The sequence below is a fragment of the Pseudomonas sp. D3-10 genome (genome assembly GCF_051132175.1).
GTDB lineage: Bacteria > Pseudomonadota > Gammaproteobacteria > Pseudomonadales > Pseudomonadaceae > Aquipseudomonas.
In genome coordinates this window covers 2,241,478-2,257,875 of sequence record NZ_CP071668.1, presented here as the reverse complement: position 1 = coordinate 2,257,875, position 16,398 = coordinate 2,241,478, and the positions used below count along the sequence as shown (strand labels likewise).

Below are 16,398 nucleotides of genomic sequence, written 5' to 3'. Positions count from 1 at the left end.
CCTACTCCTCTGTCCGCCCGCTGCCCCCGCGATCATGCTGATACCGCCGCGCCAACGCAAATGCCGGCAGCCAGGACTCGCGGCGCACGGTCCAGCATTCGTAGGTGGGCGTCAGTTGGTCGGGATTATCGAGCGTGCCGAGGTGCACTTCGATCTCGTCGCCGCTGCGGGCGAACAGCGACGAGCCGCAATTGGGGCAGAAGAAGCGCCCGGCATAATCCCGGGGCTCGCCCGTGACGGTGACGGCGTCCTCGGGGAACACCGCCGCCGCAAAAAACAGTGCACCGTGATGCTTGCGGCAATCCAGGCAGTGGCAAAGGCCGACCCGGTATGGACGGCCAGACGCTTCAAGACGAACGTTGCCGCACAGGCAACCGCCGGTGAATCGTTCCATCGCCGTTCTCCTCTGCGATCGAGAAAAATGTCATGACGCCTGCCGATCAAGGATAGGCGCATGCTGCGCCATCAGCTCCATCACCCAGTCAATGAACACCCGCAGCTTGGCACTGATGTGCCGATTCGGCGGGTAGGCCACGTACATCGGCATCGACTCCAGGCGCCAATCTTCGAACAACGGGACCAACGTCCCCTGCGCCTGGTGAGTCCGCGACATATAGATGGGCAACCAGAGCACCCCCAGCCCCGCCAGGCCGGCGGCCAGGTAGGCGTTGCCATCGTCGATCGCCAGGGCGTAACGCCCCTTGATGCGCAGGTGCTCGTCCTGTCGGTGCATGGCATAGGGCAAGGCCTTGCCGGTGCGTGCCCACAGGAAACCGACGACGCGATGTTGGGAATCCTCCAGCTCACGCGGATGGACCGGGGTACCCAGACGCGCCAGGTAGCTTGGCGCGGCGAAGACCCCAAGGGCCAGGTCGCCGACGCGTCGGGCGATCAGCGATTGGTCCTTCAGTTCGCCGCCGCGAACCACGCAATCGACGTTTTCGTCGATTATGTCAACGATGCGGTCGCTGACGCCCATGTCGATCTGGATGTCGGGGTAACGCTCGTAGAACTCCGGCAGCGCCGGTATCAGGATCAGCGCCGCCAGCGGGCTCGGCACATCCACCCGCAGCCGCCCGCGCGGCAGGGCCTGGGCGCCGGACAAGCTGGTCTCGGCGTCGTCCAGGTCCGCCAACAGGCGAATCGCACGCTCATAGAAGGCCGCGCCGTCCGCCGTGACGTTGACCTTGCGTGTCGTGCGGTTGAGCAACTTGACTCGCAGCCGCGCTTCGAGCTGTTGCACCAGCTGGGTCACGGTGGTCTTGCTCATGTGCAGCGTCTCGGCGGCCTTGGTGAAACTGCCCGACTCCACCACACGCACGAACGCCTGCATCGCATCGAAACGGTCCATCTGCGCCTCGGATTGTTTGGATTTGACAAACAGTGAACGCCAAGCTTGCCCGTTTATCGCCCGAGCACAAGCCCCTAAAGTTTCTTCATCGCACATTGGCGGCCGCTACGGCCCATCGAGGAGACACCCCATGACACAGCGTGACGTCGTTTTTCCGCCCGGACGCCAGGCGCTTTACGAGCGCAACCGCTATTCGCCGGCGATTCGCTCCAATGGTTTGCTGTTCGTATCCGGACAGGTCGGCAGCCGCGAGGACGGCTCGCCCGAGCCCGTGCTGGAAGACCAGGTGCGCCGCGCCTTCACCAATCTTGCGGCCATACTCGCCGCCGCCGATTGCAGCTTTGACGACGTGATCGACGTCACGGTCTTCATGGTTGATCCCGAATCGATATTCGAACGGGTCTGGAGCGTGGTGCCCGAATTCTGGGGCCACGCGCCGCACCCAACGCTGACAGCGGTGGGTGTGACATGGCTGTATGGTTTCCAGTTCGAGATCAAGGTGATTGCCAGGTTGCCTGGACCCTCCCTGTAGCATCTGGCGTGTGGAGAGTCAGCGGTGAGTGTGTTGGCTGACCCTCCGCCATCGCGAGCAAGCTCGCTCCCACATTTGATGGAGTAACTTCAATTTTTCTGCCAGCACGGATCCCTGTGGGAGCGAGCTTGCTCGCGATGGCGGAGGGTCAGCTTGCATGGTTTTTACTGCCGACCGCAGGCTACCCCTTCACCGCCGCCTCGATCGCCGCGATGTCGATCTTGGTCATGTTCATCATGGCTTCGAAGGCGCGCTTGGCGGCGGCTTTGTCGGCGCTGGTGATCGCCTCGACCAGAACCCGGGGGCTGATCTGCCACGACACACCCCACTTGTCCTTGCACCAGCCGCAAGCGCTCGCCTGGCCGCCGTTGTCGATGATCGCGTTCCAGAGGCGATCCGTCTCGGCCTGGTCATCGGTTGCGACCTGGAAGGAGAAGGCTTCGTTGTGCTTGAACATCGCGCCGCCATTCAAGCCGATGCAGGGAATGCCGATCACCGTGAAATCCACCGTGATGACATCGCCCTGCTCGCCCGCCGGATAATCGCCCGGCGCATGGTGGATCGCGTTCACCGCGCTGTCGGGAAACGTGCTTGCGTAGAACTCAGCTGCGTCCTGCGCGGTGCCGTCGTACCAGAGGCAAATCCTGTTCTTGTTGTTCATTGGGATTCTCCGAAAGGGACTGGACCATGAAGTCTAGCAGCCCCTTCCAGAGATGAATGCCCAGGGCTCAGGCAAACAGATCGACGCCCAGTTGGAACGCCACCCACAACGCCAGGCCGGTCGCGAACACCAGCGCGATGTTCTCGAACAGGTTGTTGCGGTATTCCTTGCCCAGCAGCGACTTCTGGTTGGACATGATCAGCAGGCCCAGGGAGATCACTGGCAGGCCGACGATGTTCAGTGCGTTGACACCGATGGTCAGGGTCACGAAGTCCGGCATGCCCGGCAGCGACCAGATCAGCGGCGTGACGAGGATGAACAGCATGAACCACTTGTGCATCGGGTCGCGGTGGAACTCCTTGCCATAGCGCTCGCGACGCTCAGGACGCACGTGCTGGAAGGCATCGGTGATCAGCATCGGGAATGCCGTGGTCTTGCCGGAAATGCTCGCGAACAGCGTGGCGAACACACCGACGAAGAACACATACCAACCGATCGAGCCGAAGAACATTTCCAGGGCCTTGCCCAGGTCGCCCAGGGTTTTCACCTCGATGCCATTAGGCCGCAGGATCTCGGCGCCGACGATCCAAATCGCCAGGTTGATGACGATCCCGACAAACACCGCAAACAACAGGTCGTTGCGCTGGATGTGCTTGTGCTCAGGGCCAACCCAGCCTTTCTGGCGCATGACATAAGGGTGGACGAAGTTGGCGATGGAACCCGCCACCGCGCCAATCACCGAGACCGCCACCAGCAGCGCACCGTGCACGCCTTCATCGGGTGGAATGCTGAAGCCGATGGTGCCTTTGACGATTCCGGCGACATCCGGGCCGGACATGACCGCCAAGGCGAGGAACGCCAGGGTCATGATCGCCAGCAACACTTTCATCACGCCCTCGATCATCGAGTAGATATTGCGCCCGACGAGCATCCACACTGCCAACACCACCGCCACCGAACACAGCAGCGGGTAGTCGGTCTTGAGCAGCATCGCCAAGGCCTCGCCGGCGCCCTTGATCATGTAGGCGTTCATCAGGTGCCCCATGAGCAGCGCATACACCAGCATGAACCAGGCGAAAAACGGATTGAGCTGGGCGTAACCCTGCAGGATGGTCATGCCCTGGTTATTGCACAGCTGGAATCGGGCAATGATGTTGACGATCAGGTATCGGAGCAGCAAGGACACCGCCAGCACCCACATCATTGCGTAGCCGTAGTTCGCGCCGGCCACGGAAGATGTGATGAGATCGCCAGCGCCCAGCCATGACAGTACCGCGATGATACCTGGGCCAAGTAGCTTCAAGAGGCGTACGAAGCGGCTCTGCGCGGGGGCCACGGCCTGGCCTTCTGCGGAGGGAATGCTCGACATGGATGGAATCTCCGTTATTTTTTTTGTGAGGAACGGAAACAGTCGACCATATTTCGTACGACATCGTACAACCATAATTAAGCTGGAAGTATGTAAAAATGTTTCAACTCCCCGACATGGTTACACGCCGGGGAGATCGCCCATCGTCACGGCCCGCTGCCCCGCTCGCCATTGTTGATCATCCAACGAATCATGCTCGCCAACGGCACCCGATAGTGCTGGGCTGCACACAGGCCCGGTTGCTGCGGGTCGTACCATTCGACGTAGCGGCTGAGCAGTACGTGCTGGCCGTCCTCGGCAAGCCGCAGTTCGAGCTCGCGGCAATGCAGCGAGCCTTGGTCAATGGTCTTCACCCGCCGATGCAGGACCAGCGCCTGGCTATTCATCGGCGCCACCGCGTTCCGGGCATTGCGGCTCGTCCTGGACGGCGCCCAGTTTGCCATCCGCGACGAAATCAGCACGTCGTTGCGCGATGGCGTCGCGCAGCGCCACGTAATAGTCCGGTCGCGCCTGCAACTGGTCGGTGAGCGGCAGCGCCTGCGCGCGTCCATCGACGACGCCGCCCACGGTCTTGATCGTACCCAGGGTCTGGACGGTATCGCTGTTGTCGCCGAAAGGGTCCACGACGAAGCTCACCACCTTGCCGGTCGCGTCCCTCAGGTTGGCAGTGCCCAGCAGCGGCAATTCCACGATCGGTCCGGGGGCGATATTCCAGACGCCAAACGTCTGGCCGAAATCCGATTCATGACGCGCGATGCCCATCTTGCCCGACACGTCGATCAGCCCGACGATGCCCACGGTGGTGTTGATGACGAAGCGCCCAAGAGTCGTGACCGAACGCTGCCCATTGCCTTGCAGCAAATCGTTGATGAACACCTTGGGCTCACCGAAGTTGGCTACGAAGTTGTGTACGCCAGCCTGGAACATGTCCGGCAGTTTGCGATACCCACGGGCGACGGGGGCCAGGGCGTAATCGTCCACGGTACGGTTGAAGGCGAAGATGCCGCGGTTCACCGGTTCGGCCGGATCGTGCACCGCATAGGGAACACTTTCGCAACTGCCCGGCTTGGCGGTTGGCGTACTGGTGCAGCCGCTGGCGAGTACCGCCAGCGCGACGATGACGGTGGATCGGACAAACAGCGGCGCGGGTTTGAGGATCGACATGCGGGGCTATCTCGGGGAGGAATGGAGGGGTGCCTATGCCGGTTAAAAGCCAAACACCAAACCCGTGGCGAGGGCGCTTGCTCGCGCCTTAGTGCGAAGCGCTCACCGCTGTTTTGGGGCCGCTTCGCGACCCAGCGGGAGCAAGCTCCCTCGCCACGGGTTCTGGGTGGAACTGACTATTTGGAGAGACCGACATCGACCCCATCCTGCCGCCGTTTTCTTGCCCGCAGATTTCCGGAATATTGCCCGCCGGCAGCTTTGTTTCCGGATTGAAATAAATGACGCAGGCCCGGATTGACCCTAGTATTGCACCCCATATTCATTGCCCGACGTGACCACCGTGAGCCACTTATTACTGGTGGACGATGACCTCGAAGTCCTCGCCCTGCTGCGCAAATTCCTTGAGCAACATGGCTATAGCGTCGAAGTCGCCGCCGACGGCAACGCCCTGTGGCAAGCGGTGGAGCGCCGGCAGCCAGACCTGATCATCCTCGACGTCATGTTGCCGGGCGACAATGGGCTGGTGCTGTGCCAGCGCCTGCGCAACGAGCACCGGGTCGGGATTATCATGCTCACCGCCATGGGTGAATTGAGCGACCGTGTCGTCGGCCTGGAAATGGGCGCCGATGACTACCTCACCAAGCCCTTCGATGCCCGAGAATTGCTGGCCCGGGTGCGCGCCGTCCTGCGGCGCACCGGCGAAGCCAGGGGCAGCCCGGGCGACCTCGCCCGGCCGACCCTGGAGTTCGAAGGTTGGCAACTGGACGTCACCCGTCGCGAATTGCGCTCGCCCGACAAGGTCATGATTCCGCTGTCTACCGGGGAATTCGAATTACTGCTGGTCTTCGCCGAACATCCACGCCGGGTGCTCACCCGCCAGCAACTGCTCGACCTGGCCCGTGGTGAGACCTTCGATGCGTTTGACCGAAGCATCGATGTCCAGGTCAGCCGTTTGCGGCGCAAATTGGAAAACGACGTCACCGGTCCGTCGATGATCCGCACCGTTCGCAACAGTGGCTACCTGTTCAGTCCCCACGTGGTGAAGCGATGACCACCGGGCCCACGAAGGTCCATCGACCACGGGACACCGTGGCACGCTGGATCGCGCTGACCACAATGGTGGCGATGCTGACGTTGCTGGCGCTCAACGAACTGTTCAGCCTGTTGGCCGGCGCCTGGGCGCGCCCTCCCCTGATGGAAACCGGCCTGATGGAAAAGGCCGCTGCGATTACCCGCATCATTGATTCGGTCAAGCCCGCACAACGACCCGACATTGCCGTGGCGGCCAGTGACGAGGCGTTCAGCGTCCAGTGGCTGCGGCGCTATGAAGATGCGCGGCTACCGGTGATCGACGACCCGGAGTTCAGCGAAGGTTCGGCATCCCTGCATCGGCAGTTGGGCAGGCCCGACGCACGGATCGACGCCTACGAACCAGGAGACTGGCCAGCCGATGACCCCGCCAGGCGCTACGCCGTAATCATCGAACTGTCCGATCGCTCCTGGGTAACCGTCTCTGTGACCTCGCGCAGCTGGGGTCTGGGAGAATGGGCCCGCAACCTGATCATCATCGCACTGATCATGCTGTCGACACTGATCGTCGCCCTGATCGCCACGCGACACCTCGCCACACCGCTGGAGCGCTTTGCCGAGGGCGCCCGACGCTTTGGCGTGGACTTCCGGGCACCGCCGATCCCGGTCGTAGGTCCCTTCGAAATCCGCCAGGCGATCCTGGCGTTCAACGCCATGCAGGCCCAGCTCAAGCACTTCGTCCAGGACCGCACGCAGATGCTCGCCGCCATCTCCCACGACTTGCGAGCCCCCCTGACCCGCATGCGCCTGCGCGGCGAATTCATAGAGGACCCCGAACAGCAATCGAGGTTGTTCCGGGACGTCGACGAGATGCAGGCGATGGTCAACGCCGCCTTGGAATTCTTCCGCGACGAAGCGCGCCTGGAACACGCCACGGCGTTCGACCTGGCGGAACTGCTGCACACCGTCGTCGACGATTTCCGGGACGCTGGCACCGAAGTGTCCTTCGAAGGCGCCCAGCGGTTCGTGTATGTCGGCCGGCCCATCGGGATCAAGCGCGCGCTGAGCAACCTGATCGACAACGCGGCGAAATACGGCAGCGAACCGGGCGTGCGGTTGAAGTCCTTCGCCGACTGCGTCGAGATCCGCATCGTCGATCGCGGGCCGGGCATCGCGCTCCAATATCAGGAGCAAGTGTTCGCGCCGTTCTTTCGCATCGAAGGCTCGCGCAACAAGAACACCGGCGGCGTCGGCCTGGGCCTGTCGGCGGCACGGGCGACGGTACTGGAGCATGGCGGAACGCTGATGCTCAGGAACCGCAGGGACGGGGGCCTCGAGGTCAGGGTCTCGCTGCCGCTCAATTGACCTCGGCACGGCATTGCGGCGAACAATGTCCTAAACAACACGTGCCTTACTCGGTAGGATGTCCGGCCTTTTGACCTGGCCCTGTCGCGCGGAACCGCCCCGATGATCCTGATCGTTTACGCCCATCCCTACCCCGACCAATCGCGGGTCAACCAACAGATGCTCAAGCGCGCGTCCGACAACCCAGACGTGGTCATACGGTCTCTCTACGAGCTTTACCCAGACTTCAACATCGACGTCGAGGCCGAACAGCGCGCTGCCGAGCAGGCTGACCTGATTGTCCTCCAGCACCCGATGTACTGGTACGGCATGCCGCCTCTCTTGAAATTGTGGATCGATAAAGTGTTCACCCATGGCTGGGCCTATGGCAAAGGCGCCACGGCCCTCAACGGTAAGCGCCTGTTGTGGGCCGTGAGCACGGGTGGCGAACGGGAGCATTTCCAGATCGGCGCGTACCCGGACTTTTCCGCGCTGGCCCAGCCGCTCCATGCCACGGCGCTCTATTGCCACATGCGCTGGCTCGAGCCGGTCGCCGTGCACGGCGCCTACGCCGCCGAGTCCGACACTCAACGGGCACAAATCGAACACTACGGCGCACGCCTGGCCGCTTGGAAGGAAGATTGAAATGCAGACGCACAGCCTGATCGAGATGCTCATCTACCTGGCCTCGGCGACGCTGATCGTGCCGATTGCCGTGCGCTTCGGCCTGGGCCCGGTGCTGGGTTACCTGCTGGCCGGTTGCGTGATCGGCCCGTGGGGCCTCAAGCTCATCACCGATGTAAAAGCTATTTTGGAGTTCGCCGAAATCGGCGTCGTCCTGATGCTGTTCATCATTGGTCTAGAGCTCGACCCCAAGCGGTTGTGGGCGCTGCGCAGGATGGTGTTCGGCGGCGGCGCCCTGCAGATGCTGGCCTGCGGCGGTGCAATCGCCGCGTTCTGCGCGGCCCTGGGGCTGAATTGGACGGCGGCGCTGCTGGTCGGCCTGACGTTGAGCCTGTCCTCAACCGCCATCGCCATGCAGGCGATGAGCGAACGCAACCTGACCGCCACCGCCGTCGGGCGCAGCAGCTTTGCGGTGCTGTTGTTCCAGGACATCGCGGCCATTCCCCTGGTCGCCATGATCCCGTTGTTGTCGGCCCACGGCCAAACCCCGTCAGGCATGGCCTTGGCGCTGTCGATCGTCAAAATTGTCGCCGCCATCAGCGTCGTCGTGCTGCTGGGGCGCTACGTGACGCGACCGCTGCTGCGCTTCGCCGCGCGCTCGGGCCTGCGGGAGATTTTCAGTGCGGTGGCGCTGTTCCTGGTGTTCGGTTTCGGCTTTCTTCTCGAAGAGGCCGGCCTGTCGATGGCCATGGGCGCGTTCCTCGCCGGCGTGCTGTTGGCGAGTTCCGAATACCGCCACGCCCTGGAAAGCGACATCGAGCCGTTCAAGGGCCTGCTGCTGGGGCTGTTCTTTATCGGCGTGGGCATGTCGATCGATTTCGGCACGCTGATCAACGCACCGCTGAAGGTCATCACCCTGACCCTGGGTTTCATCCTGATCAAACTGCTGGTGATCAAGACCGTCAGCCGCTTCCTGAACGTGCCCGCCGGCCAGCGCTCCTGGCAAGCGGTGCTGCTCGGCCAGGGCAGTGAATTCGCCTTCGTGGTGTTCGGCGCTGCAACGTTGGCCGGCATCCTCACCGACCAGTGGGGCAAAAGCCTGACGCTGGCGGTCGCCCTGTCCATGTGCCTGACGCCCTTGCTGATCCTGCTGCTGGACCGCGTGGAATCGGCCACCAAAAAGGACAACCAGCAATCCGATCTCGTCGACCAGCAGAATCCAAGGGTGATCATTGCCGGCTTCGGTCGTTTCGGGCAGATCGCCGGTCGCTTGCTGATGTCCTGCGGCGTTGAGGTGGTGGTTCTCGACCATGACCCCGACAACATCGAGACGCTGCGCAAGTTTGGCGTAAAAGTGTTCTACGGCGACGCCACGCGCCTCGATCTGCTCCACGCCGCCGGCGCGGCCCAGGCGATGGTGCTGATCAATGCGATAGACGATCAGCAGGACAACCTGACGCTGACCCGAATGGCCCAGGAACACTTCCCCGGATTGAAACTGATCGTGCGGGCGCGGGACATGGCGCACCTGATCACCCTGCGGCAGTTGGGCGTGGAAAGCGCCGAGCGGGAGACCTTTGAAAGCGCGCTGTCATTGGGTCGACGCGCGCTGGTGCAGATGGGTGTCGGCGCATACGAGGCGCGCGAACGCGCCGACCAGTTCCGTCGTCTCAACCTGCAGATGCTAGAAGAAATCGTCGCCCAGCCGGAAGACGACCTCAAGTTCCGGCACGACGCCTACCGCCGCGCCAATGCGCTGCTCACGGAAATGTTCAACGAGGACCGCGCGCACCCGGTCGACAGCTGGCCGGACCATCACCGAAACGAGAAGGAGCAGGCGCGCAGCTGACGCGCCCCAGCTTCACACCCGCCCGAACTGGCGCCGGTACTGCACCGGCGTCAGCCCTGTCAGCGTCTTGAACATCCGCTGCAGGTTGGAGCTGCTGCTGAAACCCAGCTCGGCGCCGATGCTGGCCAGGGGCAGCGACGTCAATGTCAGGCGTTCGCCCACCTGATTCAACTTGATGCACCGGGCATACGCGGCGACGGTCTGGCCGGTTGCGTCGCCAACCTTGCGCGCCAGCGTGCGCTCGGACATGGCAAGCCGACTCGCCAGCGCCTTGACCGTGATCTGCTCCGCCGGCATCTGCTCGATCAAGCCATGCAACCGGCGCAGCAATCCGTCGGGCTGCTGTATCAGCGCAATCCCCTGAAACGCCACGTGAGGGACGGCCGGGCGCGGCAACACCATCAGCCGGGTAATATCGCGCAGTGCATCGTGACTGACGTTACGTTCGATCAGGTGCTCGGCGATGGGCAGGTAACCGTTCACCCCCGACGCGGTGGCGGTTCGCGCGTTGAACACGCAGTTCTGTTCGCTCTGCCAGCGCACGTTGCCGTACTGCTCCTGCATCGACTGCGCCAACCACCAGGTGACTGTCGCGCCCTGCCCGTCCAATCGGCCACAGGCGGCCAGCAGACAGACCCCGGTGCAGTAGGCCCAGAGTTGCAAGCGCCGGGGGCGGTTTGACAGCGCTTTCAACAGCGGAGCCTGGCCGGCAAGCACACCCTTGACCTGTTCGGCCGATTCGGCCCAGAAACCAGGCACCATGAGCGCATCCAGGTCGGCCTCGCCCAACGACTTCTCAGCCTGAAGACCGATGCCATGGGCGCAGGTCACCGGGCCGGCTTGCAGCGCGACATAGGTCGCCTCGAACAGCACCCGACCACTGCGGCGGTTGGCCGCGTGCAGCAAATCAGCAAAGGCAAACAGGCCGGCAGGCATGCAACCGGGAAACAGCAACAAACCGACGCGGAGTTTTTTCGGCATGGCTCAAATTGAATCAAGGATGTCAGATCCAGCCATTATTCCCATCGCCCGGGATCGGCACCATGGAACGCTCGCCCAACAAGGAACGCTCCATGAAAATCCAACAGATCCGCAACGCCACGATCATCCTTGAGTTCGGCCCGTACCGCGTGCTCGTCGACCCCATGCTGGCCGGCAAAGGCGCCCTGCCGCCGCTTCGCCTGTTCGGCGCGACCCAGCGCAATCCGCTGGTGGAGCTGCCGGCGTCCACGGCAAGCGCTCTTGAAACCGTGACTCATTGTCTGATCACGCACTGCCAGAAAGGCCACTTCGATCATCTCGATCGGGCGGCGAAACACTGGCTGCGAGAACGCCAGATCCCGGTCATCTGCACGCCCCGCGACGCCGGGTACCTCGCCAGGCGAGGCTTGAACGTCCAACCGCTCGCCAACGATCACGAGCAACCCGGCGCGTTCCTGGGTGGCAGCATACGGTCCGTCAAATGCACCCACGGACGGGGCCTGGTGGGCAAGCTGATGGAGCACGGCGTCGGCTACCTGATCGAGTTGCCCGGCGAGCCCAGCGTCTACCTCACCGGCGACACCGTGCTCACCCCCACTGTGTGCGATTTCGTATTGCGCCATCAGCCGCAGGTCAGCGTGGTACCGGCAGGCGGGGCACGTTTCGATATCGGCGACGACATCATCATGGGCATGGAAGAAACCCTGGAATTCACCCGTCTGTCTCGTGGGACCGTGGTGGCCAATCACCTGGAAGCCATCAGCCATTGCCCGACGACACGAGAGGCACTGCGCGCTGCCGCCGAGCGGGCGGGGGTTGCGGAACGGCTGCTCATCCCGGACGACGGTCAGGCACTGGTCTTTTCGTGCACCGGATGACCCGTCACGGTCATCGGCACGGCCTCCCGGGGCAACATGGGCAGGCGTTGGAAATCGACGGCCTTCACGTCCAAACGCCATTGTAGGTGCCGGCACAAATATTCAAACGTTGCCTGCATCAACGACAAGGTCAACGGCTCGCCAGGACAACGGTGGTAGGTGTACTCGCCGCCGCCCTGGCTGATGACCGACGTTTTCATCGGGCATTGGCCGAAACGTTCGGGCGAAAAACTGTCCGGCGCCTTCCAATGCGCCGCATCGCGGTTGCTGCCGAAAAGGTCCAGCAGCACCCGGGTGCCTTTGTCGAAACGATAGCCGCGCCATTCGAAGCTCTCGCGCACGAACGCGGCCACCATCGGAAAGAACGCGTAGAAGCGCCGCGTTTCCTCGGCGAAGGCCCACGCCGCGCCTTCGTTGCGGGCGATGGAGGTGCGCCATCGCGGCTGTCGCTCCAGCTCGATCAGCCCGAACAACAGGAAGCGCCCCACCGCGACCACCGGGCGCAGAATGTTGAGCAGTTCGACGGCCGCTACCCGTGGCGCCAACAATTGCCCTTGCTCATCGCGATGCTGGGCAAGCTTGTGCAGAGGGGACTCCGGCAACGCAGGGTGGGCGCCTCGCCTGCAGTTTTCGATCCAGCGCGCGGCCTCGGCTTCGCAGGCCTTGCGCCGCCACCACGCGGCCGGCATGCGCCAATCCAGGCGACCGCTGCCGTCGATCAGCGAGGCCAACCGCCGGGTCAGCCGGTGCATTTGTTGGTCGCTCATCGTCGCAACGCCGGCCCATTCGCAGACCGACCGACACAACAGGGCCTCGATCCAAGGCAGGCATTCGAACGCCTCGCCCACTGGAAGTCTTGCCGTGGCCTCGCTCAAGCGAGCTTCATAAACCTGGGTCAAACGCTGGACGTTTTCCTTGTCCAGCAGTTCGAGGAACAATTGCTTGCGTCGCGCATGAGGGGCTCCGTCGAGCCCCTGGACCCCACCGGCCCCCAGCAGAATATTGCGCAGCGGCGCAGGCGTGGACGTGGGCGTTCGGACAAAGCGCCGCGCGTCGTAGAACAGCTCCGCCGCCTCCAGCCCGCTGAGGCAAAGCGTGCGCCGACCCAGCAGCCGGGTCTGGAAAACCGGGCTGCCATAGGCGGCGCACCGCTTGCGAATGAACGGGTAGCCCTCGCGTAAAAAAGCCCATGTCGAATCAGCCCAGCGATGGCCGGGAATACCAGGGTCTGCCATGACGAAATCCTTGCCTGACGACGATAAATCTGGGACATCGTCCGGCCGGAGCCTGTTCGATTTTTCAGGCACCAGGCACACCGCCGCGCGGCGCCTGTCGCTACAGCATGGCGTCAAGCTCGGCCAGCATCTGCGCGGGAATTCGCAGTTCACTTGCCGAGAGGTTTTCCTGCAGGTGCGCCACGGATGACGTACCGGGAATCAGCAACATATTCGGCGCACGTTGCAGCAGCCAGGCCAACGCGACGCCCAGCGGTGAAGCGTCCAGGCGCGCGGCGACATCCGACAGGGTTTGCGATTGCAGCGGCGTAAACCCACCCAGTGGGAAGAACGGCACGTAGGCGATGCCTTGCTTGCCCAGCTCTACAATCAGTTGTTCGTCGACGCGATGGGTCAGGTTGTAGTGATTCTGCACGCAGACCACCTTCGCAATGCCCTGGGCCTGCTTGACCTGGGCCGCGGTGACGTTGCTCAAGCCCAGATGGCGGATCAGGCCCTGATGCTGCAACTCGGCCAGCGTCGAGAACTGTTCCTCGATGTCGTCATCGGCTGGCGAATGCAAATTGCCCCAGGCGCGCAGGTTGACCACCTCCAACACATCCACGCCAAGGTTGCGCAGGTTGTCATGGACAGCGCGAGTCAGCTCGGCCGGGCTGTGGGCCGGGTTCCATGACGCATCCGTACCCCGGACGGCGCCAACCTTGGTCACGATGACCAGCTCGTCGGCGTAAGGATGGAGCGCTTCACGGATCAGCCGGTTGGTGACATGGGGCCCGTAGAAGTCAGCGGTGTCGATATGGTTGACGCCCGCCGCCACCGCTTCGCGCAGCACGGCGATGGCCGCCGCCGGATCCTTGGGTGGCCCGAAAACCTGGGGGCCTGCCAGTTGCATCGCGCCGTAGCCCATGCGCTTGACCGTACGATCGCCCAGTTGAAAAGTCCCTGCGGTGTCTGCCCTGCTCATCTCGTACCCCTTGATTAAATGTGCCTGGGCCGACTATAGGCGTTGACCACTCCGCTGATAATCAGGTGCAATCTGAACGGGCTGTACGGTGGAGAGAACAATGGCGACAAATATCCAGGACTTGCTGTCCTTCGTGGCGGTGGTGAACGCGGGCGGGTTTCGTGAAGGCGCGCGGATCAGCGGCAAATCCGCCTCCAGCCTCAGCGATGCCGTGCGACGCATCGAAAGCCGGCTCGGCGTGCGCCTGCTCAACCGCACCACCCGTAGCGTGGTGCCGACCGAGGCCGGCGCGCGCCTGATGGAACGCATCGTGCCGGCCTTGGGCGAGGTGGAATCCGCGCTGGACGTGGTCAACGATTTTCGTGATCGTCCCTCGGGCACCCTCAGGCTGAACGTACCGGTCAGCGCCGCCCGGCTGGTGCTGCCCGCGATCATCGCGCCGTTCCTCAAAAGCTACCCTGACATCCGCCTCGAAGTGGTCACCGAGGAAAGTTTCGTCGACATGCTCGCGGCCGGGTGTGACGCCGGCATTCGCTACGACGAACGCCTTGAGCAGGACATGATCGCCATTCCCATCGGCCCACGCTTGCAGCGCTTCGCCACCGCCGCCTCACCGGCATACCTCGACGCCCGTGGCCGACCCGAGCACCCGCGGGACCTGCTGCGGCACGCCTGCCTGGCCGGCAAGTTTCCCAGCGGGGCCCTACCGCTCTGGGAGTACGAACGGGACGGGGAAACCATCAGCGTCGAGCCGAACGGCCCGTTGATCGTGCGCATCGGCGGCGCCATGGACCTGGCGGTGCAGGCGGCGGTGGATGGGATGGGCATCGTTCATTTGTTCGAGGACTGGCTGCGGCCACACCTGGACAGCGGCCTGCTCGAACCGGTACTCGAACCCTGGTGGCAGCATTTCACCGGGCCGTTCCTCTACTACCCCGGCCGCCGCTACCTACCCTCGCCGCTGCGGGCGTTCGTGGACTTTGTCAATGAGAACCGGGGCGGTTAGACGTCGGTGCGCAGCCGGGAATAGAGCCGGTCAATCTCCTGTCGCGCATGCTCCACATACGCCCTCACCTGTCGGGGTTTGCCAGCAAGATCATCTGCCGCCCACCCCAGATAGACGGCGCGGGCCGTTTCCAGCACGGACCGATGGGCCAGGGGCAAACGTTCCAGGAGCCATGCGGCCGCCTGGTCCTTGGGCGCGATGGTGCCTGTTTCGAGGGTGAGCCAGATGCGCGCCAATGCCAGTACCACGTTGCACTGTTCATCGTGCCAATCGGTGTCTTCATTCCATTGCGTGGTGGTGTCGTACAACGCCCGCCTCAGATCAGCCGCCGGCACTGGGCTGAGCGTTTCATCGATAGGGGCGCCGAACAGGCAAACACTGTGCTGCATTGCCTTGGTCAACAGGATGGCCAGGTCGTGGTCCTTCATGGCAGGCTCGAAATGCCCGGCCTGCAAGTCCTCGCGCAACCACTCCCCGAACTGGAACTCGCGTACCGGCGGATATCGCCACGGGACGATCGCATCCAGGGCGACCACTGTCACCTCCAACGGCCGGAGCGAATCGGTCGGCGGCCAGGCCGAGACGGTCAGCAGATCCTTCATCAGCCCATGCCTCACGGAGTCAGGCAATCGCAGGTCGACCAACACCAACAGATCGATGTCGCTGTTGGGCTTGAGCCCACCGTCCACCGCTGAACCGAACAAGACGACGGCGCGCAGTCCCTGACCAAGATGACGCTTCAGCACCTCGAGCGCACGGGAAACTTGTGAGGTGATTTTCAGTAGCTGATCGGACAGTCATAAGCACTCGTCGCGTGGCATGGAAATGCGTCAGTCTTTCCCAACTGCCCCTGCGAGGGCAAGCATCTTCCGGCCACTTCCCAGGCTGTTTTTTCAAGCTGAACCACCGCTATCGCGAGCAAGCTCGCTCCCACAATAGGTTCTGCGGTGTGGCCAAATTCAACAAACAACACTGCCCCCTGTGGGAGCGAGCTTGCTCGCGATGGCGGTGGCACATCCAACATCTCTGCAAGCTGAACCACCGCTATCGCGAGCAGGGCTCGCTCCCACAACAGGTTCTGCGGTGTGGCCAGATTCAACACACAACACTGCCCCCTGTGGGAGCGAGCCTGCTCGCGATGGCGGCGGCACATCCAACATCTCCATAAGCTGAACCACCGCTATCGCGAGCAGGGCTCGCTCCCACAATAGGTTCTGCGGTGTGGCCAAATTCAACAAACAACACTGCCCCCCTGTGGGAGCGAGCCTGCTCGCGATGGCGGCGGCACATCCGACATCTCTGCAAGCTGAACCACCGCTATCGCGAGCAGGGCTCGCTCCCACAACAGGTCCTGCGGTGTGGCCAAATTCAAGACACAACACTGCCCCCCTGTGGGAGCGAGCCTGCTCGC

The 16,398-nt window shown here is 63.1% G+C and carries 17 protein-coding genes; 7 read left to right on the top strand and 10 right to left on the bottom strand.

What is annotated here, in order from left to right:
* Position 1: 1 nt before the first annotated feature.
* Both J3P90_RS10405 and J3P90_RS10400 read right to left on the bottom strand, forming a co-directional pair.
* Positions 2 to 394, bottom strand: coding sequence for a GFA family protein (locus J3P90_RS10405; protein ID WP_434606460.1), 393 nt, complete (start codon positions 392 to 394; stop codon positions 2 to 4).
* A gap of 30 nt (positions 395 to 424) precedes the next feature.
* A complete protein-coding gene (locus J3P90_RS10400) occupies positions 425 to 1,351 on the bottom strand; it encodes a LysR substrate-binding domain-containing protein (protein WP_434676279.1) in 927 nt (308 codons plus the stop codon).
* A gap of 130 nt (positions 1,352 to 1,481) precedes the next feature.
* Here J3P90_RS10400 and J3P90_RS10395 point away from each other — a divergent pair, with 130 nt between their 5' ends.
* Positions 1,482 to 1,883: a RidA family protein gene (locus tag J3P90_RS10395; RefSeq protein WP_434676278.1), complete on the top strand. Its 402-nt coding sequence runs from the start codon at positions 1,482 to 1,484 to the stop codon at positions 1,881 to 1,883.
* A 181-nt stretch (positions 1,884 to 2,064) separates the two neighbouring features.
* On the opposite strand, the gene J3P90_RS10390 is transcribed toward J3P90_RS10395, so the two are convergent.
* The 4 genes from J3P90_RS10390 to J3P90_RS10375 form a co-directional block, all read right to left on the bottom strand.
* Positions 2,065 to 2,544 (bottom strand): VOC family protein, encoded by a 480-nt coding sequence (locus J3P90_RS10390; RefSeq protein ID WP_420763535.1) that lies wholly within the window; start codon positions 2,542 to 2,544, stop codon positions 2,065 to 2,067.
* Between the two features lie 67 nt (positions 2,545 to 2,611).
* The gene (locus J3P90_RS10385; RefSeq protein ID WP_434676277.1) at positions 2,612 to 3,913 is read right to left on the bottom strand and encodes an Nramp family divalent metal transporter; all 1,302 of its coding nucleotides are present in this window, start codon (positions 3,911 to 3,913) and stop codon (positions 2,612 to 2,614) included.
* Between the two features lie 146 nt (positions 3,914 to 4,059).
* The gene (locus J3P90_RS10380; protein WP_434559513.1) at positions 4,060 to 4,299 is read right to left on the bottom strand and encodes a hypothetical protein; all 240 of its coding nucleotides are present in this window, start codon (positions 4,297 to 4,299) and stop codon (positions 4,060 to 4,062) included.
* Positions 4,292 to 5,077, bottom strand: a complete 786-nt coding sequence (locus J3P90_RS10375) for an MlaA family lipoprotein (protein ID WP_434676276.1) — start codon at positions 5,075 to 5,077, stop codon at positions 4,292 to 4,294. The genes J3P90_RS10380 and J3P90_RS10375 overlap by 8 nt, the downstream gene beginning before the upstream one ends.
* A gap of 340 nt (positions 5,078 to 5,417) precedes the next feature.
* Between J3P90_RS10375 and J3P90_RS10370 the strand changes: the two genes are divergently transcribed.
* The 4 genes from J3P90_RS10370 to kefC all read left to right on the top strand — a co-directional run bounded on the left by J3P90_RS10370 (position 5,418) and on the right by kefC (position 9,923).
* Positions 5,418 to 6,128, top strand: coding sequence for a response regulator (locus tag J3P90_RS10370; RefSeq protein ID WP_434676275.1), 711 nt, complete (start codon positions 5,418 to 5,420; stop codon positions 6,126 to 6,128).
* Positions 6,125 to 7,471, top strand: coding sequence for a HAMP domain-containing sensor histidine kinase (locus J3P90_RS10365; RefSeq protein ID WP_434676274.1), 1,347 nt, complete (start codon positions 6,125 to 6,127; stop codon positions 7,469 to 7,471). Before J3P90_RS10370 ends, J3P90_RS10365 begins: the two co-directional genes overlap by 4 nt.
* 102 nt (positions 7,472 to 7,573) lie before the next feature.
* The gene (kefF, locus tag J3P90_RS10360) at positions 7,574 to 8,095 is read left to right on the top strand and encodes a glutathione-regulated potassium-efflux system oxidoreductase KefF (protein WP_434559517.1); all 522 of its coding nucleotides are present in this window, start codon (positions 7,574 to 7,576) and stop codon (positions 8,093 to 8,095) included.
* Between the two features lies 1 nt (position 8,096).
* Positions 8,097 to 9,923, top strand: coding sequence for a glutathione-regulated potassium-efflux system protein KefC (gene kefC, locus J3P90_RS10355; RefSeq protein ID WP_434559519.1), 1,827 nt, complete (start codon positions 8,097 to 8,099; stop codon positions 9,921 to 9,923).
* Between the two features lie 12 nt (positions 9,924 to 9,935).
* Here the strand turns inward: kefC and J3P90_RS10350 are convergent, their stop codons facing one another.
* Positions 9,936 to 10,904 carry a GlxA family transcriptional regulator gene (locus tag J3P90_RS10350; RefSeq protein ID WP_434676273.1) on the bottom strand — a complete coding sequence of 323 codons (969 nt, stop codon included), beginning with the start codon at positions 10,902 to 10,904 and terminating at the stop codon, positions 9,936 to 9,938.
* 92 nt (positions 10,905 to 10,996) lie between these two features.
* Here J3P90_RS10350 and J3P90_RS10345 point away from each other — a divergent pair, with 92 nt between their 5' ends.
* A complete protein-coding gene (locus J3P90_RS10345; RefSeq protein ID WP_434676272.1) occupies positions 10,997 to 11,782 on the top strand; it encodes an MBL fold metallo-hydrolase in 786 nt (261 codons plus the stop codon).
* Here J3P90_RS10345 and J3P90_RS10340 read toward each other — a convergent pair.
* Both J3P90_RS10340 and J3P90_RS10335 read right to left on the bottom strand, forming a co-directional pair.
* Entirely contained in the window at positions 11,752 to 13,017 is a 1,266-nt protein-coding gene (locus tag J3P90_RS10340) for a cytochrome P450 (protein WP_434676271.1), read from the bottom strand. The two genes, J3P90_RS10345 and J3P90_RS10340, sit on opposite strands and share 31 nt — an antisense overlap.
* A 100-nt stretch (positions 13,018 to 13,117) precedes the next feature.
* A complete protein-coding gene (locus J3P90_RS10335) occupies positions 13,118 to 13,981 on the bottom strand; it encodes an aldo/keto reductase family oxidoreductase (RefSeq protein ID WP_434648078.1) in 864 nt (287 codons plus the stop codon).
* A 100-nt stretch (positions 13,982 to 14,081) separates the two neighbouring features.
* On the opposite strand from J3P90_RS10335, the gene J3P90_RS10330 reads away from it, so the two are divergent.
* On the top strand, positions 14,082 to 14,987 hold the full coding sequence (locus tag J3P90_RS10330) for a LysR family transcriptional regulator (RefSeq protein WP_434676270.1): 906 nt from the start codon (positions 14,082 to 14,084) through the stop codon (positions 14,985 to 14,987).
* On the opposite strand, the gene J3P90_RS10325 is transcribed toward J3P90_RS10330, so the two are convergent.
* Positions 14,984 to 15,784, bottom strand: a complete 801-nt coding sequence (locus J3P90_RS10325) for an aminoglycoside adenylyltransferase family protein (protein ID WP_434676564.1) — start codon at positions 15,782 to 15,784, stop codon at positions 14,984 to 14,986. The two genes, J3P90_RS10330 and J3P90_RS10325, sit on opposite strands and share 4 nt — an antisense overlap.
* Between the last annotated feature and the right edge of the window lie 614 nt (positions 15,785 to 16,398).